Consider the following 16638-nt stretch of genomic DNA (forward strand, 5'->3'; position numbering starts at 1 on the left):
ACAGAATCGGTGGAGCGGTAGTTCAGTTGGTTAGAATACCTGCCTGTCACGCAGGGGGTCGCGGGTTCGAGCCCCGTCCGTTCCGCCACTTATTTGAAAAGCCCTGAGTTTATGACTCAGGGCTTTTTCATATGCAAAAAATATATTAAGAAATCATGTGAGCACGCATGAGATGATGAAGATCGCAGTACGAGCACGCGATGGTAATCGTTCAGTGACAATGTTAACTTCGAGCCGGATGGGTATACCGGCCCCATAAGCCTTATGTTGAGAACCGTTCGCTGACAAAATCAATAAAGCTACGCAGGCGATTACTGACGGCACTGTCGCTGTAATACACGGCATTCATTGGCATCGGGAGTGGTAACGTTTGTTCCTGCAAAATAGGCACTAAATCCCCGCGCTTCACATCTTCACCAATCATAAAATCCGACAAACAGGCGATGCCATTGCCGCGCAGGCACAAATGGCGATGGGTTTCACCGCTGTTACTGGTCAATGTCGGGGCTATCTCTAATTGGCGGCCATCAGCGCACGTCAGCGGCCAACGGTTCAAGGCTACCAAATCATTAAAACCAATACAGCAATGCTGCTCCAATTCCTCAACCGTTTGCGGTGTGCCGAACTGCTGTAGGTAAGCCGGAGAAGCCAATACTTTACGGTAACTGGTCATCAGTTTACGCGCTTTCAGGCTGGAATCGGTTAACTCACCGATACGAATGGCGATATCCACTTTACGCTCAATCAGATTGATAAAGGTTTCTGACGATACCAGCGACAACGACATCGCGGGATACAGAGCACGGAATTCGGCCACCAACGGCGTCAGGACGTGTAGCACCACCGGCGTCGCGGCATCAATTCGCAGTAAACCCTGCGGCTGTTGGCGGCTCTCCATCAGTGTATTTTCTGCCGCAGCCATATCATTCAATACCTTTTGTACCTGCCGAAAATAACTCTCACCTTCTTGCGTCAGGCTGATTTGCCGTGTCGTACGGTTAAGTAGCGTGACGCCGAGTTTATTCTCCAGCTTTTTCACCGTCCGGCTGACGACTGAATTCGCCTGTTCCAGACGTTCTGCGGCGCGGCTAAAGCTACCGTTTTCCACCACCGCTACGAAGGTGACCAGTTCATCCGAATTGGCTTTCATTGTTGCTCCATTGGCAAAATTTATTTGAGACTTTGAGCATTTTTATCATTTAAACACAGGCTGATAATAGCCGCTATCAACTTGAATGCTATTTGGAGCCTCACTATGCCACTTGCTCTCCTTGCGCTGACTATTAGCGCGTTTGCCATCGGCACCACAGAATTCGTGATTGTTGGCTTGATCCCCACCATTGCGCAGCAACTGGCGGTAACCGTGTCTTCAACTGGATGATTTATGCCATTGGGGGCGCTATTGGCGCGCCAGTTCTTACCGCTTTAACCGGGCGAATTCCGCGTAAAAACGTGCTGGTAGGATTGATGGCATTATTTACCGTCGGCATATTGTCGCTTGGCAATCACCCAACTATGAAACGCTGGTGATGGCTCGTCTGTTGATGGGTCTGACGCACGGCGTTTTCTTTTCTGTCCGCACGACTATTGCGGCAAGTCTTGTGGTGGATGTCGCTTCTGGCCTCAACATTGCTGCCTTTAACGTTGGTATTGCTTTGGGGTCTGTGGTCGGAGGCCAAACGGTGCCGACGCTGGGGCTCGCGCAAACACCGTGGATTGGGGCTGCTATCGTTACCATGGCCTTGGTATTGTGGCCGGCTTGACAAAATATATTGCCCACAAACCCTCTAATCGCTACTTCATCTTTTCCTCGGGCTCGTTAAAGGCGAGCCTTTTCGCATTTCTGATAGTTTGTCGCTAACCTTTATACGTACATATGCGGTATCAATTGAATTTGCCGCTCTGCGCCCTTATAACAAAGAAGTTATGACCCGTAAAAGCCTTACGGTTACTGTAGGTAGGCGTATAATCAATACATTGATGGCGGGAATATTTCTGCCATTTCATCCAATGGGAAATAGGCGAATAGCGTGCCGAAACGAACTTATGCAATGAGGTATGTTGCAGGCCAGCCAGTTGAGCGAGTTTTCCCTGGTGCTGTTAACCAACCGTTACCGCTGGGGGCTGCGTTGCCCTCTACGGGGGCGTTGCGGGTGATGGTGTGGAATATATTCAAACAGCAACGAGCGGATTGGCTTTCGGTGCTGAAAAGCTTTGGTAAAGATGCCCAGTTGGTACTGCTGCAAGAAGCGCAAACCACGCCGGAACTGATCCGTTTTGCGACGTCACACTATTTGGCAGCCGATCAGGTGCCCGCTTTTGCATTACCACAACATCCTTCTGGCGTGATGACATTGGCGGCTGCCCACCCGGTTTACTGTTGTCCATTACGCGAACGCGAGCCGTTGTTGCGTTTGGCAAAATCAGCTCTGATCACCGTTTACCCCCTTTATAACGACCAGTTATTAATGGTGGTGAATATCCACGCGGTGAATTTTAGCCTTGGCGTCGATGTTTATAGTAAACAACTTGGGCCGATTGGTGAGCAGATAGCCAACCACAGAGGGCCGGTGATTATGGCGGGGGATTTTAATGCTTGGAGCCGTAAGCGCATTAATGCGCTGTATCAGTTTGCCAGCGATATGACGTTGCGTGAGGTGAACTTTACTGATGATTACCGTCGCAAGGCATTTGGACGCCCGTTGGATTTCGTATTTTATCGTGATCTTAGCGTGGTGGAGGCCTCTGTACTGGTTACGCAGGCATCGGATCATAACCCGCTGTTGGTAGAGTTTTATCCCGAAAGCAATCAACCACGCAGGTAAATGCAGACAACAAAAAAGCACCCGGAAGGGTGCTTTTTACATGCTAGACGATTAGGTCTCTGGCGAAGACTTTTTGTCCACAAACAGCGTCAATTTCAAGCCTGGCTGCAGGCTGTTGTTCTTGCTGCCAAGGGTAGAGTTCCAACGCATCACGTCATTAATATTGACGCCGTGACGATGTGCAATACTGGAAAGCGAATCACCTTTACGCACGCGGTAGGTGATGCTGCTGTTGTTACTGGTATTGTTGGCTACCTGCAAGGTTTGCCCCACTTTGATGGTGCTCTTGGTTCGCAGGTTGTTCCAATTTTTCAAGTCATTGGTGCTAATATTCAACCGCTGGGCAATGCCTGATAACGTGTCGCCGGAGCGCACTTTATAGGTACTGCCGCCAGTTAGCCCACTATTTTTGGCTAACTGTGCCGTGGGTTGAGTCACCGCGATCTGGCCATCGGCCAGTGAGTCTTTCAACTGGCTGGCGCGGCTTTTCGGCACCATAATATAGTGAGGCCCGTTCGGTGCCGTCACGCCTTTTTTATACCCAGGGTTGAACGCTTTCATTTTGGTTAATGAGAGCCCGGCCATTTCAGCCGCCTGAGTTAGCTGTATCTGTTGACCAACATCAATACGAGCCAGCGCACGCTTTTCATCTGATTTAGGCAGACGAACGCCGTACTTTTTACTGTGCTTAATGATATCGCTCAGAGCCAGCATTTTCGGAACATAGATTGACGTTTCACGTGGAAGCGACAATGCCCAAAAATTAGTCGGCTTACCCTGACGTTTATTGGCCTTCACCGCTTTCATCACGCGGCCTTCGCCACTGTTATAAGCGGCTACGGTCAATAACCAGTCGCCGTCAAACATACGGTTCAGATACTGCAACATATCAAGCGCGGCTCTGGTCGAAGCCACGACATCACGGCGCCCATCATACCACTGGTTGTTTTTCAAACCGTAATTGCGACCCGTTCTCGGCATAATCTGCCATAGCCCTGCGGCATTGGCACTTGATGTAGCGTGCGGGTTAAAAGCGCTCTCCACTATGGGTAGCAGTACCAGTTCCATCGGCATATCGCGTTTCTTAATCTGCTCGACTATCCAGTACATATACGGCTCAGCCCGTAATGTTACATCGTGGAGATAGCTCTTACTTTTTAGGTACTTTCTTTTTTGTTCACGGATCCGGGAGTTTTCCGGAACCTTCATCTTCAGCTCGTCGCTAATGAAGTTCCACAAGTCTTGCTGTTGCGCGGTGCTGTTGTTATCCAACCACCGCGCCGAACTCGCTCGACCATTTGTTGTGTACTTTCCTGCTTCACTTTCTTGACCTGCCGAAGACAAACTCTGCGCATGCTGCTCTGGTGAGAGTACGTCCTGCTTGGACGCCTGGCACCCGACAAGCAAGACTGAGGCGAGAAATATCGCTTTAGCCTTCATGTGTTTGTGTCAATGTAGTTGGTTAAAAGACGAGCGATCATACTTTGCTTAAGCCAATAACACAACTAAAAGCTTTAAAAGCCATCTTTGCGCCGGCGCAATTCGGAAAATACCGAGTGAAGTTGTTCTGGGGGTGAGTTAAATCCTAATTTCTTTTGTAAATCAATGTCATCGCAACGTAAAAAAAGATTAATTTCACGCTCTAAATGCAGGGAAGTGGGCACGCTGGGTTGGTGTTTTGCCCTTAATACAGCAACGTGTTGTTGATATGTTTCAATTTGTCGATCTTCCGGCAAAATAGTCCGTGCAAACTCAAGATTTGAAACAGTATATTCATGCGCGCAGCAGATTAAGGTGTTATCGGGAAGTTGCGAAATTTGTTGAAATGAACGATACATTTGCTCGGCAGTCCCTTCAAATAAACGACCACATCCGGCGGAGAAAAGTGTATCGCCACAGAACAAATAAGGGGCACTGTAGAACGCAACGTGACCCAACGTATGGCCGGGAACGGCAATGATCTGGTAGGTGCTGCCGTTAATGTTGATCACATCACCGTCGTTTACGATTATTGTCGCCCCTTTATTAACGGTTTCGCGTGGGCCATAAACCGCTAAAGCAGGGTATTGCGCCACAATTTGTGCGACACCGCCGACATGATCGTGATGATGATGGGTTAACAATATCGCGGTGGGCGTAAGGTTAAGTCGCTGTAACGCTTCCAGTGTGGGTTGGGCATCGCCGGGATCGACAATCACGCAGTGGCCTTGCTGGTCATCCAATAACCAAATGTAATTGTCCTGGAAGGCGGGAATGCTGATAAGATTCATGAGATACCTCTCGTTGGCAACGGTTTGTTAATACCCGTCGTCTTTCACACTGCAGTGTTATTGACTGCGCTCGCATACCGCAGTAAGCGCCGGGCGAATGACGAACTGGCTGCTTAGCTGTCATGTAAAATCCACTGGGTACAGAAGATAATACATCATGAAACCAGCCCATATTCTACAAAAGCTTACCCGTCCACAGTCTTGGGCCGAGTTGCCGTGGGGGGAATACTATCGCGCTGCGCTTGAGCGGCAGTTGCAGCCTTGGTGGCCCAAGCTGTTTGGTTTTCACCTGTTAAAAATGGGTAACCTAAGTGCCGGTCTGGCGACCGATAAATGTGCGATCTCTCACCAGGTTAATGTGGGGTTAAGCGGTGAGAATCTGCAAGTGATCGCCGATGCTTACCAATTGCCATTCGCAAATAAATCGGTAGATGCCTGCCTGTTGGCCCATACGCTCTCCTATGCGGAAGATCCGCACCAGATGCTGCGCGAAGTCGATCGTATTCTGATCGATGACGGTTGGCTGGTGCTCAGCGCGTTTAACCCGTTTAGCGTGTTGGGTATCGGCAAATTAATTCCCGGTTTACGCCAACGTCAGCCTTTTGCTAGCAGGATGTTCAGCCAAATGCGCCTATTAGACTGGCTCAGTTTGTTGAATTATGAAGTGTTGTATCAAACCCGTTTCCATGTATTGCCATGGCATCGGCGAGGCGGGGCGTTCCTGAGTACACATCTGCCCGCGCTAGGTTGTATGAGTGTGATTGTAGCGCGTAAGCGGACGCTTCCTCTGACGCCAACGCCAATGAAGTTGGGGGCGCGAAAACCGGCAATCAGCCGTGCGGTAGGGGCGACGAAAAGTTATCGTTCGCCGCCTTAACGCGATGGCCGCTTGAAGTTTAAGGTTCCGGTTTGTAGCCGTTGTCTTCCTGCGTCGGGTTGCCAGCGGCTTCACGCGCTAACACATCGCAGCGCTCATTTTCCGGGTGCCCGGCATGCCCCTTGACCCATTCCCAACGAACAGTGTGGCGAGCAATGGCCAAATCTAACCGTTGCCACAAATCAACGTTCTTAACCGGTTTTTTGTCGGCGGTTTTCCAACCGCGCTTCTTCCAGTTATGGATCCAACTGGTGATGCCTTGGCGGACATACTGGCTGTCGGTGCTGAGTACCACATTGCACGGTGCAGTGAGTGCCTCCAGCGCGACGATAGCCGCCATCAGCTCCATACGGTTATTGGTGGTGAGGAAATAACCCGCGCTGAAGGTTTTTTCAACCTGTTTATAGCGTAAAATTGCGCCGTAACCCCCCGGGCCGGGATTGCCAAGGCAGGAACCATCGGTGAAAATCTCTACCTGTTTGAGCATCTCTGGTAGACTCGTCCTATCAGTTTTATAAAAGCCAAGTCTGACATAAATGGGCGCTATGAGCACAGCTATATGATCACCACACCAACCAGACAAATCGTTCTCGATACCGAAACTACCGGTATGAATAAGCTCGGGGTTCACTACGAAGGCCACCGCATTATTGAAATCGGGGCGGTGGAAGTGATCAACCGTCGCCTAACCGGGCGTCACTATCACGTTTACGTTAAACCGGATCGGCTGGTGGATCCCGAGGCCTACGGCGTCCACGGCATCAGCGATGAATTTCTGGCAGATAAGCCGACATTTGATCAGATTGCCGATGAGTTCATTGAGTTTATCCGTGGCGGCGAATTAGTTATTCACAATGCGGCGTTCGATATCGGCTTTATGGATCATGAATTCCGCATGTTGCAGCAGGACATCCCGAAAACGGAAACCTTCTGCGCAATCACCGATAGCTTAATGCTGGCACGGCGTTTATTCCCGGGTAAACGTAATAATCTTGATGCCTTGTGCAGCCGATACGAGATCGACAACAGTAAACGTACGCTGCACGGCGCATTGCTCGATGCTGAGATTCTAGCGGAAGTCTATCTGGCGATGACCGGAGGCCAGACGGCAATGGCGTTCCAAATGGAAGGGGATAGCCAGCAAACTGACTCAGCGCAGGATATACAACGCATCAAACGTCCGGCAACCGCGATGAAAGTCATTTATGCCAGTGATGAAGAATGCATGGCGCATGAATCGCGGCTCGATTTGGTCGCGAAGAAAGGAGGTGGTAATTGCCTATGGCGTGTGGACTGAGGCGTTTATTGACTAAAAAAAGCGCTGTTAAATCACGGGGTTGTTTTATTCGATGAAAAACTGCGCAAACGGATAATGTATTCAGAAAAAGACATTGACGGAACCTCAACTCGCCCGTAATATTCGCCTCGTTCCCCCGTAAGAGGGAACGGCGCGGAGCGGTAGTTCAGTTGGTTAGAATACCTGCCTGTCACGCAGGGGGTCGCGGGTTCGAGCCCCGTCCGTTCCGCCAAAATTCAGGGCCATGTTATTATTAACATGGCCCTTTTTCTATTGTGATTGAGGCACTTTTCTTGCCCATCATTCTGCTCCACAGTCCTCAATAATGGTTTTTATCCCGCCTATCCCGCCTATCCCGCCTTCATGTCCGAACGAAACAGCGCTTATCGCGTTCCCTGTCGACATCTGTCAAAGCGCGGGCAAGGGGGAAAGAAAACCCATATCGTCGCACTCCATCAGGTGAAGACTGTTGTCGAGCAGTTGGTTAAACTGCTGTGGGCCGAAACGCACGGTGCCCGCAGTAAGAGCCTCCTAGCGCCATGGGGGCGCGTACCGGCAAAGGAGAGTAATGGGTAACACTCGCGCCTCGGCGCGAGACGAAAATTAACCGATTACGGTGGATATTTAATCATTTACTCAATCGCTACGGGCTTGTTTCGTCGCAAACGGACTTTTGATTTTTGCGTAGGGCAATGATTTGTGTTCCTCGATTCGTTGTTATTCTCTGAGCAAGCTACCGGGGTGCTAGAAATGACCGAGCCACGATAGATAAACTCAACTGCACGCGACCTATGCATTTCTCTTCCTATCCTGCTTTAGATTTTTAAACTTGGCTTATGCCACAACTGCCGATGTTATTGCTTATAGTCATTAACTAAATAGTCATTATTTTACTAAAAATTTTTATTTATTAATAAATAGCACTCAATTTGTTAAATATAACCATTGTGTTTAATTGGGTTATTTCTTATGCCAAAAGGCATGAAAAGAGAAAAGCAATAAAAATGAAAAGAGTAGGTTTAACTACGTAAAAGAGTAGTTATAATCACAGGTGATCATGCCAAATATAAATCTAGAGGATTTATACCATCAGGTAAAAAATCTAGCGATATCGATTCCTATGGAAATGCTGGTTTCTTGGGAGATGAGTAGCGAAGCATGGTGTGTTAAAAATTGTCAAGGTAATATAATTTACATTAATAAAGGATATAAAAATATTGCGCGACGGCATGAAAGTAGCGGTGTTACCTGGAAGAGTTCTTTCTGCCAGCAGATAGCGCTCCATGATAGCATGGTGATGAAAACGGAAATGAGCATCACGGCTATTGGTATTTTCCCTCCTAATGAAAGAAAAGAAACCATGCCATTCTTATGTGAGCGTAGCCCATTGTTTAATCGTAATGCAGAGGTTCAAGGTGTGATTAGCCATGTGCAACCGGTATTAGCCATCACCACCGCTTTTTTTTTCCGGGCGGCTCTTTAGGGAATATCACCTGTCAAAAACCAACCGAGTTGCTCAGTGATAAAGAATGGCATGTTGCAATATTTATCATACAAGGTTACTCGGAAAAGCGAATCGCACAAAAATTAAATCGTTCATTAAGAACGGTGAAGTTTCACAAAACGAATATATTTCAAAAAACGCAATGTAATAACACGGATGATTTTACGCGCTTCGCCTACAGTCAGGGATGGCAGTTTTATCTTCCAACCGGGGTGGTGAGTCCCATGTATATTATAAAAACCCCATCGCGTTAATACGCGGGCAGGCCGTTCTACTTTCTTCTGATCATGATAAAAACTGTACTTTTAGTACAGTTCAGTCCACACGGCTTTACGTTACCCTCGTTTCATAGTGTTTTATCAAGCACTAAGAAGGGAAAGAGGGATACCCTCTTTAATGGAATCAAGTCGAGGTAGCGTGATGAGTTATATTAATAATCATAATTTTCCTATTGTGATCATCTCTATTAATGATGACGTGGTTAAAATAGAAAATCCGTTAACCATGATAACCCAAGAGCTGGCTAAGCATGATTACTGCTTCTTGCATGTAGAAGAAATTGAACAAGCAGTCGGTCTGTTAAAAAAAGAGGTCGGTATTGGCTGTGTGATTATCAATGAGTTCGACGATCTGAAAGTCGATAATAGTAACTTGTACATTTGTGACATTATTAAAGCCATTCGTTGTAGAAATAATTCATTACCTATTTTTATCTCATCGCCAAGACCGATACTTGGCCGTCTGCCGATGGAAGTGATTAAAGAAATTCATGAATATATTAATGTCAATGAGGATACGCCAAAATTTATTGCCGGGCGAATTCATTTGGCCATGCACCAATACATAGAAAATCTGCTGCCCCCTTATTTTAATGCGCTGAAAAATTACGCTTCTGATAGCCCTTATTACTGGGACTGTCCGGGTCATCAAGGCGGAGTGGCCTATTTAAAACATCCCGTGGGTCGCGAGTTCCTTAATTTTTTTGGTGAAAATATCATGCGTGCCGATATCGGTATCGCTACCCCAGAAATGGGCGACTGGCTGGAACATAAAGGCGTTCCCGGGGAGTCAGAAAAGCAGGCGGCGCGCATATTTGGCGCTGACCGAACTTTCTATGTGATTGGCGGTTCTTCGCAGTCTAATCAAATCGTCGGGCATTCGCTGCCGCTAAAAGGCAAGATCGTATTGGTCGATCGTAATTGCCATAAATCGGTGAATCATGAGCTGACCGTGACAGAAGCGTATCCGGTTTATTTCAGACCCGCGCGCAACGGTTTTGGCATTATTGGTTTGATCTCACCCGATCAATTTGAGCCTGAAGCGATACGTAAAAGCATTAATGCGAGTGCCATTGCCAGCCGGGCGAAAAGCGCCGCGCCTGAATATGCCATCATCACCAACTGTACCTACGATGGTCTGATTTATGATGTCAAAAGCGTGACCGAAAGACTCGGGCTTTCTACCCCACGAATAAAATTCGACGAAGCCTGGTACGCTTACGCAAAATTCCATCCTCTCTACCGCGATCGTTTTGCGATGGATATGCCGGGCGGCCCTGAGCAACCGACGTTGTACGCGGTACAGTCAACGCACAAGATGTTAGCGGCATTCTCCTCCGCCTCTATGATTCACGTTCGTAGTTCAGCGCGTGCTCCGGTGAATTACGAGGTATTCAATCAGTCATTTATGATGCATGGCACCACCTCGCCATTTTATCCAATCATTGCCTCAATGGATGTCGCCACCGCGATGATGGACGGCCCTGCGGGAAGGACGTTGATCGAAGGGGCTATCGATGATGCCATCAACTTTCGAAAAACCTTGGTGATGCTGGAAAACAAACTGAAGCAAGATAAGCCAACAGACTGGTTTTTCACCATCTGGCAACCGGAAAACGTGCGGCATAACGATAAACTCATCCCTTTTATTAACGTTTCTAACGATATTCTGGCAAGCGATGCGACGTATTGGACGCTGAAATCGGGTGACAGTTGGCACGGTTTTGGCGAGACGCCAGAAGGGTACGCAATGCTCGATCCGATTAAGGTCACGATTCTGTGTCCGGGTTTGAATGCACAAGGAGAGATGATGGATTTTGGCATCCCTGCCCCGGTAGTGTCTAAATATCTCGATACGCAGCGTATTATTCCTGCCAGAAATGGCGATTATAATATCTTGATCTTATTTGCGCTGGGTTCGACGCAAGGGAAATGGAATACGTTGATTGATTTATTGATGATATTTAAACGTCATCACGATCGTAATACGCCGTTAAAAGAAGTATTGCCTGCCATCGCGTTGGGGGCGAGTTGCTATAAAAATATGGGGCTTGCCGATCTATGCCGCGAAATACATCAGGCTAATTACGAAATGGATATTGCCGGTTTATCCGATCGTGCCTGTTCAATTAATGCGATGCCAGTGATGACGCCGTCACAGGCTTACGAGTGTCTGGTTGAGGATAATACCGAGCTGGTTGAGGTGAGCCAGATAAAAAATCGTATTGTTGGTGTGATGGTGACACCTTATCCACCGGGTATTCCACTGATCATGCCGGGTGAGGTTATCAATGAGGATGCGCAGGCCATTATTGACTATTTGCAGGCGCTGCAAGAGTTTGGTCGTCGTTTTCCTGGCTTTGAGCACGAACTGCAAGGGGTGGAAATTGATGCGACCGGCACCTATCGCATTCGCTGCATAAAAGAGAAATCCGGGATAAATCACCGTTAATCAACCGGCGATTTTAATTAACGGCCTTATCACTGTCGTATATCCAATAAATTTGGGTGTCTTTCTGCACCCATTTATTGGTTAGACTGGTATTTCATAGGAATCCTATCTAATGGCTTCAGTAAAAAAAATGGGGTTGGTTGCCCTAACGCTAGTTACCGCATCGAATATGATGGGGTCAGGCGTTTTTATGTTGCCAACCAACCTGGCTAATATTGGTTATATTTCCCTGTTTGGCTGGGTTATTACTATTGTCGGGGTTATTGCACTGGCACTGGTCTTTGCGAAAAACAGCATGATCACGCCGCGTGATGGCGGCATTATTGCCTATGCCAGCGATGCATTTGGCCCCTTCATCGGTTTCCAATCAACGATCTGTTATTGGATTAGCGCCTGGGTAGGTAACGTTGCACTACTCGTCGCGGGCGTCGGCTATCTGAGTTACTTTTTCCCGGTTCTGAAAGATCCCTTGGTAAGTTCAATTACGGCGATTGTTATTCTCTGGGGATTTATCGGATTAGCGTCGTTGGGGTCTAATGTTGCCGGTCGTTCACAATCGTTTACGGCCAGTTGCATGTTAGTGGTGGTATTGGGGATCGGCTTTATTGGCTGGTTTTGGTTTAAACCGGCGTTGTTCACTGAGGTGTATAACGGCACCAAAGGCAGTGATACCTCTGCTATTTTCTCTGCGGCCTCGTTGGCATTATGGGGATTCTTGGGGGTGGAATCTGCCGTAGTGTCGTCTGGTCAGGTAGAAAACCCGGAATCGACCGTGCCAAAAGCAACCGTGATGGGGCTATTAATTGCGGCCGTGTGTTATGTCAGTAGTTGCACCGTGATTATGGGCCTGGTTCCGCACGAGGAGTTAGTGGGATCGGCAGCCCCGTTTGCCGATGCGGCCAAATTTATGTTTGGATCGATTGCGGGGGAAGTGGTTTCTGCTATGAGCATTATTGCCTGCTTTGGCTCCATTTCCGGCTGGCTCATTTTACAATCGGAAGCCCCCCGCGCGGGCGCATCAGAAGGGTTATTCCCGAAATTCTTTGCGCAGGTGAATAAAAATGATGTGCCGATGAAGGGGCTAATTTTCACCGGCGTATTGATGTCGCTCGTGTTATTGACCACCGCTTCGCCGGATTTGGCCAGCCAGTTTCAGATTATCGTCTTGATGTCGGTCTTTGCCTCGCTGCTGCCTTATCTTTATGCCTTAGTCGCCTTACCCATTATTATGGTCGCCAAATCGCTCAATAAGGGCGGCAGTTTTATCTTCTATTGCTTACTTTCCGTCATTGGCGTGGCGTTCAGCTTGTTTGCGCTATTTGGCTCCGGGACCAATGCGATGTTCTGGGGAGTATTAATGATGATGCTGACTATTCCGCTGTATGCGCTGGTTGCGGCTAATCGACAAAAACAAGGCAGAAAAACGCTTTATCTGGATGACCCAGAATAAGCGTGTCTACCTAGCGTGTTGAATAAAAGCCCCGGAACTGAGGGTTCCCGGGCTTTATTGATTGCCACTATTCTTTGCGCCTTTCCTCCTGCATACACCCTAAATAATTTGCGTTGTAGGAAGGCGGCAAGGCAGTGAATCCCGACGAGCTTACACGGGTCAGTGATTCGGGTGAACGAGCGCAGCCAACACACATGCAACGTGAAGTATGGCGGGTAGATATAATGGCGTGATTGGCCGCCTGTTCGCCACGTGCGATGTAACGATAACAACCACCGCCCAATGCTACGCCGATAAACCAGCTGAAACTGGCAATCTCATGCAGACTTGGGGTAAAGCTGATGATCAAGCCAACGGCTACCGACGGCAGCAATGCCATAATCGCTTTTGGGTTAAAGCCGTTGTGATACCAATAACGACCCTTTGGCGTGGCGTTAAACAGATCGTCGACATAGATTTGCCCGCGTTTAATCAGATAGAAATCTACGATTAAAATACCGAACAGTGGGCCAACAAATGCGCCCAGCACATCCAGTGTGTAATGGATCAACTCCGGTGACTGAAACAGGTTCCACGGCGTCAGTAACACTGAACCGATAGCAGCGATCATGCCGCCGGTGCGGAAACTGATATGTTGCGGTGAACAATTGGAAAAATCGAACGCGGGTGAAACAAAGTTGGCGACGATATTAATACCGATGGTGGCGGTAATCATCGTCAACAGCCCGATAGCGACCGCCACGCTGTTACCGACGCGGGTAACGGTTTCAATCGGATCGGTAATCATCTGACCGAATAGCGACTGCGTACCGGAGACAATCACCACGGTGACCAGCGAAAACAGCAGGAAGTTAAACGGCAGTCCCCAACGGTTTCCCCGACGGATCGCCTGCATACTCTTACCGTAGCGTGAAAAATCCCCGAAGTTGAGCAGAGGGCCTGAGAAATAGGAAACGACCAGCGCGGTTGCGGTGAGCATCTGCCAGCCTTGCTCTGAGGGGCTGAGTGATTTACTGCCTAAGGTAAAGGAAATATTTTCCAGCCCGGTTTGGTAAACAATCCACCCGGCCAGTGCCAGCATCACCACATAGACGGCGGGGCCGGCGACATCAATAAAGCGCTTGATGGCGTTCATACCATGCCAAAACACCATGGCTTGTAATAGCCACATGATGCCAAAGCATATCCAGCCCAGCGCGGAAAGCCCCAGCCAATGCGGCTGCGTCAGCGGTGTCAGCGCGGGGTAGAATTTTAACAACACCAACATCAATGCATTGGCCGCCAGATAGGTTTGGATACCGTACCAGGCAAAGGCGATCAGCCCACGAATCACCGCTGGAATATTAGCACCAAATACGCCGAATGCCTGGCGGCAAATCACCGCGTAGGGAACGCCAGCCATCTGGCTCGGTTTAGCCACCAGATTGGCGCAAAGCTGGACGATGCAAATACCCAGCAACAGACAAACCAACACCTGCCAACTGGCTAGCCCGAGGGTAAAGAAGCTGGCTGCGACGACGTAGCCCCCCATGCTATGCACGTCTGACATCCAGAAAGAAAAAATGTTGTACCAGCTCCAATTTTGGTCGCGCGTTGGCGCCAGATCTTCGTTACACAACTTGGGACTGTAGTCATCCTTTAGGCTTGGCATAAATCGTGCTCCTCTCTATGGCCGGCGATCGGTTTTCTCGACGTGATGTGAGAGTGCCTTTGCAGGATCCAGACCAAGGTGAACGTTGTTGCGAGATTATTTGCCGCGCTCGGTGCGTAGGCCTGGGGTGAGAACGGCGTACGTAGCGGGGGTGATAGCGTGGTGTCGCACTGTGCCATGGCAGTGATGGTCACGGATAACCCGCCAGTACGCGGTTGGCATTACGCCACAACGCGGGAAAACAGCGCATTACTGTAGTGCAGCCGATGCGCACAGAAAGTGCGAAAGGTAGATATAGGGCTGAAGGAGCGGATAAGCACAATGAACATTCAACTGATTAACCCCAATACCAGCCAGACGATGACGGAAACGATCGCCGCTGCGGCGCGCGCGGTGGCGGCACCCGCTACCGACATCATCGCGGTCTGTTCATCGCAAGGTGCGCCTTCCATCGAAGGGCACTTTGATGAAGCGATCGCCGCCATCGGCGTCTTACAACGGATAAAACAGGGGCGCGAGGCGGCGGTAGATGGCCATATTATTGCCTGTTTTGGCGATCCAGGATTGCTGGCAGCGCGTGAACTCGCCCGCGCGCCGGTGATAGGGATTGCCGAAGCGGCGATGCATGTCGCCACGCTGGTGGCGACGCGTTTTTCTATCGTCACCACCTTGCCGCGTACGCGGGTCATCGCTCGCCATTTAGTGCAACAGTACGGTTTTGAACGCCACTGCGCCGCACTGCATGCCATTGATTTACCGGTACTGGCGTTGGAGGACGGCAGCGGTATGGCGCAGCGTAAAGTCCGTGAGCAATGCTGGCGATCGAAGCAACAGGACGGCTGCGGGGCGATCGTACTGGGTTGCGCGGGCATGGCTGATTTGGCTCATGAGCTGACGCAGGAACTGGGGCTTCCGGTGATTGATGGCGTCAGCGCGGCGGTAAAAATGGTCGAGTCGTTGCACGGTTTGGGATTGGGCACCAGTAAGCACGGCGATTTGGACTTCCCTCGAGCCAAACGTCTGACGGGCGTTTTCAGCGAATTTAATTGACGGAACAGGAAAATGAATCAAGACGAGCTTAATCACCCTTACCCCCGTGACTTAGTGGGATACGGCGGCAAACCGCCACAGGCAAACTGGCCGGGACAGGCGCGTATCGCGGTGCAGTTTGTCTTGAACTATGAAGAGGGCGCGGAAAATAACGTACTGCACGGCGATGCCGGTTCCGAACAGTTTTTGTCGGATATTATCGGTGCTGCCAGCTACCCTGACCGCCATATGTCGATGGAATCCTTGTACGAATACGGTTCGCGCGCTGGCTTTTGGCGTATTCATCAAGAGTTTCAGCGTCGCGGCCTGCCGCTGACCATTTTCGGCGTGGCGATGGCATTGGCACGCAATCCGCAGGTGGTGCAGGCGATCAAAGATGCCAATTATGATGTAGTTAGCCACGGCTGGCGCTGGATCCCCTATCAACAGATGGATGAAGCCACCGAGCGGCAGCATATGCAACAGGCGATAACGGTGCTGCGCGATCTGTTCGGCCAGACGCCATTGGGCTGGTATACCGGCCGTGACAGCCCGCATACGCGCCGTTTGGTGGTTGAGCAGGGCGGATTTTTATATGACAGCGATTACTACGGTGACGATTTGCCATTTTGGACTGTAGTCACCTGCCGCGATGGCAGCAAGAAACCCCATCTGGTGGTGCCGTATACCCTTGAGGCCAACGATATGCGTTTTGCTTCACCGCAGGGCTTCAATACCGGTGAGCAATTTTTTACCTATTTAAAAGACAGCTTTGACGTGTTGTATCAGGAGGGGGAAACGTCGCCAAAAATGATGTCGGTGGGGATGCATTGCCGCTTGCTGGGGCGTCCGGGCAAGTTCCGCGCGCTGCAACGTTTTCTGGATTATATCCAGCAGCACGAGCGCGTCTGGGTGTGCCGTCGGCAGGATCTGGCCGAGCATTGGGCGACGCATCACCCGTATCACACGTAACCCTTGGCGGCTCCTTTCGCCACTCGCTAACGG

Annotated in this window: 13 protein-coding genes, 2 tRNA genes and 2 pseudogenes; 12 read left to right on the forward strand and 5 right to left on the reverse strand. The window is 49.6% G+C overall.

Annotated features, from left to right (window positions below; all coding sequences use genetic code 11):
• Nucleotides 1–11 precede the first annotated feature (11 nt).
• A tRNA-Asp gene (locus ACQKDS_RS17230) sits at nt 12–88 on the forward strand.
• Nucleotides 89–262: 174 nt separating this feature from the next.
• On the opposite strand, the gene yafC is transcribed toward ACQKDS_RS17230, so the two are convergent.
• Entirely contained in the window at nt 263–1150 is an 888-nt protein-coding gene (yafC, locus tag ACQKDS_RS17235) for a DNA-binding transcriptional regulator YafC (protein ID WP_399671608.1), read from the reverse strand.
• 105 nt (nt 1151–1255) lie between these two features.
• Between yafC and ACQKDS_RS17240 the strand changes: the two are divergent.
• Together ACQKDS_RS17240 and ACQKDS_RS17245 are read left to right on the forward strand one after the other, a co-directional pair.
• A pseudogene (locus ACQKDS_RS17240) lies at nt 1256–1605 on the forward strand (MFS transporter); the annotation flags it as partial.
• A 425-nt stretch (nt 1606–2030) separates the two neighbouring features.
• Nucleotides 2031–2825 carry an endonuclease/exonuclease/phosphatase family protein gene (locus ACQKDS_RS17245; RefSeq protein WP_399671611.1) on the forward strand — a complete coding sequence of 265 codons (795 nt, stop codon included), beginning with the start codon at nt 2031–2033 and terminating at the stop codon, nt 2823–2825.
• Between the two features lie 51 nt (nt 2826–2876).
• Here ACQKDS_RS17245 and mltD read toward each other — a convergent pair whose 3' ends face one another.
• A complete protein-coding gene (mltD, locus tag ACQKDS_RS17250) occupies nt 2877–4265 on the reverse strand; it encodes a murein transglycosylase D (RefSeq protein WP_399671614.1) in 1389 nt (462 codons plus the stop codon).
• Nucleotides 4266–4339: 74 nt separating this feature from the next.
• Nucleotides 4340–5095, reverse strand: a complete 756-nt coding sequence (gene gloB / locus ACQKDS_RS17255; RefSeq protein ID WP_399671617.1) for a hydroxyacylglutathione hydrolase — start codon at nt 5093–5095, stop codon at nt 4340–4342.
• A 157-nt stretch (nt 5096–5252) separates the two neighbouring features.
• On the opposite strand from gloB, the gene ACQKDS_RS17260 reads away from it, so the two are divergent.
• On the forward strand, nt 5253–5972 hold the full coding sequence (locus tag ACQKDS_RS17260) for a class I SAM-dependent methyltransferase (RefSeq protein ID WP_399671620.1): 720 nt from the start codon (nt 5253–5255) through the stop codon (nt 5970–5972).
• A 19-nt stretch (nt 5973–5991) separates the two neighbouring features.
• Here ACQKDS_RS17260 and rnhA read toward each other — a convergent pair whose 3' ends face one another.
• Nucleotides 5992–6459, reverse strand: a complete 468-nt coding sequence (gene rnhA, locus ACQKDS_RS17265) for a ribonuclease HI (RefSeq protein ID WP_399671623.1) — start codon at nt 6457–6459, stop codon at nt 5992–5994.
• A gap of 72 nt (nt 6460–6531) precedes the next feature.
• On the opposite strand from rnhA, the gene dnaQ reads away from it, so the two are divergent.
• From dnaQ to ACQKDS_RS17295, 6 genes are all read left to right on the forward strand, one after another.
• A complete protein-coding gene (gene dnaQ / locus ACQKDS_RS17270) occupies nt 6532–7269 on the forward strand; it encodes a DNA polymerase III subunit epsilon (protein WP_399671626.1) in 738 nt (245 codons plus the stop codon).
• A 155-nt stretch (nt 7270–7424) separates the two neighbouring features.
• Nucleotides 7425–7501 (forward strand) — tRNA-Asp (locus tag ACQKDS_RS17275).
• Nucleotides 7502–8326: 825 nt separating this feature from the next.
• Nucleotides 8327–8752 carry a PAS domain-containing protein gene (locus ACQKDS_RS17280; protein ID WP_399671630.1) on the forward strand — a complete coding sequence of 142 codons (426 nt, stop codon included), beginning with the start codon at nt 8327–8329 and terminating at the stop codon, nt 8750–8752.
• A gap of 29 nt (nt 8753–8781) precedes the next feature.
• Nucleotides 8782–9027, forward strand: a complete 246-nt coding sequence (locus ACQKDS_RS17285; RefSeq protein WP_399671633.1) for a helix-turn-helix transcriptional regulator — start codon at nt 8782–8784, stop codon at nt 9025–9027.
• 166 nt (nt 9028–9193) lie between these two features.
• Nucleotides 9194–11503 (forward strand): Orn/Lys/Arg decarboxylase N-terminal domain-containing protein, encoded by a 2310-nt coding sequence (locus ACQKDS_RS17290; protein WP_399671636.1) that lies wholly within the window; start codon nt 9194–9196, stop codon nt 11501–11503.
• 112 nt (nt 11504–11615) lie between these two features.
• A complete protein-coding gene (locus ACQKDS_RS17295; protein ID WP_399671639.1) occupies nt 11616–12953 on the forward strand; it encodes an amino acid permease in 1338 nt (445 codons plus the stop codon).
• Nucleotides 12954–13179: 226 nt separating this feature from the next.
• On the opposite strand, the pseudogene ACQKDS_RS17300 reads toward ACQKDS_RS17295, so the two are convergent.
• Nucleotides 13180–14604, reverse strand: a pseudogene (locus tag ACQKDS_RS17300) (NCS1 family nucleobase:cation symporter-1); the annotation flags it as partial.
• Nucleotides 14605–14916: 312 nt separating this feature from the next.
• Here ACQKDS_RS17300 and ACQKDS_RS17305 point away from each other — a divergent pair.
• Both ACQKDS_RS17305 and puuE read left to right on the forward strand, forming a co-directional pair.
• On the forward strand, nt 14917–15654 hold the full coding sequence (locus ACQKDS_RS17305) for an aspartate/glutamate racemase family protein (protein ID WP_399671997.1): 738 nt from the start codon (nt 14917–14919) through the stop codon (nt 15652–15654).
• 12 nt (nt 15655–15666) lie between these two features.
• On the forward strand, nt 15667–16605 hold the full coding sequence (gene puuE / locus ACQKDS_RS17310) for an allantoinase PuuE (protein ID WP_399671642.1): 939 nt from the start codon (nt 15667–15669) through the stop codon (nt 16603–16605).
• The last annotated feature ends 33 nt before the right edge of the window (nt 16606–16638 follow it).

Source organism: Serratia sp. NPDC078593 (assembly GCF_050268245.1).
Lineage (GTDB): Bacteria > Pseudomonadota > Gammaproteobacteria > Enterobacterales > Enterobacteriaceae > JBNNGK01.

Bases quoted from the DNA above. Each gene is read 5' to 3' on its own strand.
- yafC (WP_399671608.1), bottom strand. From the start codon at position 1,150: ATGAAAGCCAATTCGGATGAACTGGTCACCTTCGTAGCGGTGGTGGAA.
- mltD (WP_399671614.1), bottom strand. From the start codon at position 4,265: ATGAAGGCTAAAGCGATATTTCTCGCCTCAGTCTTGCTTGTCGGGTGC.
- gloB (WP_399671617.1), bottom strand. From the start codon at position 5,095: ATGAATCTTATCAGCATTCCCGCCTTCCAGGACAATTACATTTGGTTA.
- ACQKDS_RS17260 (WP_399671620.1), top strand. From the start codon at position 5,253: ATGAAACCAGCCCATATTCTACAAAAGCTTACCCGTCCACAGTCTTGG.
- rnhA (WP_399671623.1), bottom strand. From the start codon at position 6,459: ATGCTCAAACAGGTAGAGATTTTCACCGATGGTTCCTGCCTTGGCAAT.
- dnaQ (WP_399671626.1), top strand. From the start codon at position 6,532: ATGATCACCACACCAACCAGACAAATCGTTCTCGATACCGAAACTACC.
- ACQKDS_RS17280 (WP_399671630.1), top strand. From the start codon at position 8,327: ATGCCAAATATAAATCTAGAGGATTTATACCATCAGGTAAAAAATCTA.
- ACQKDS_RS17290 (WP_399671636.1), top strand. From the start codon at position 9,194: ATGAGTTATATTAATAATCATAATTTTCCTATTGTGATCATCTCTATT.
- ACQKDS_RS17295 (WP_399671639.1), top strand. From the start codon at position 11,616: ATGGCTTCAGTAAAAAAAATGGGGTTGGTTGCCCTAACGCTAGTTACC.
- puuE (WP_399671642.1), top strand. From the start codon at position 15,667: ATGAATCAAGACGAGCTTAATCACCCTTACCCCCGTGACTTAGTGGGA.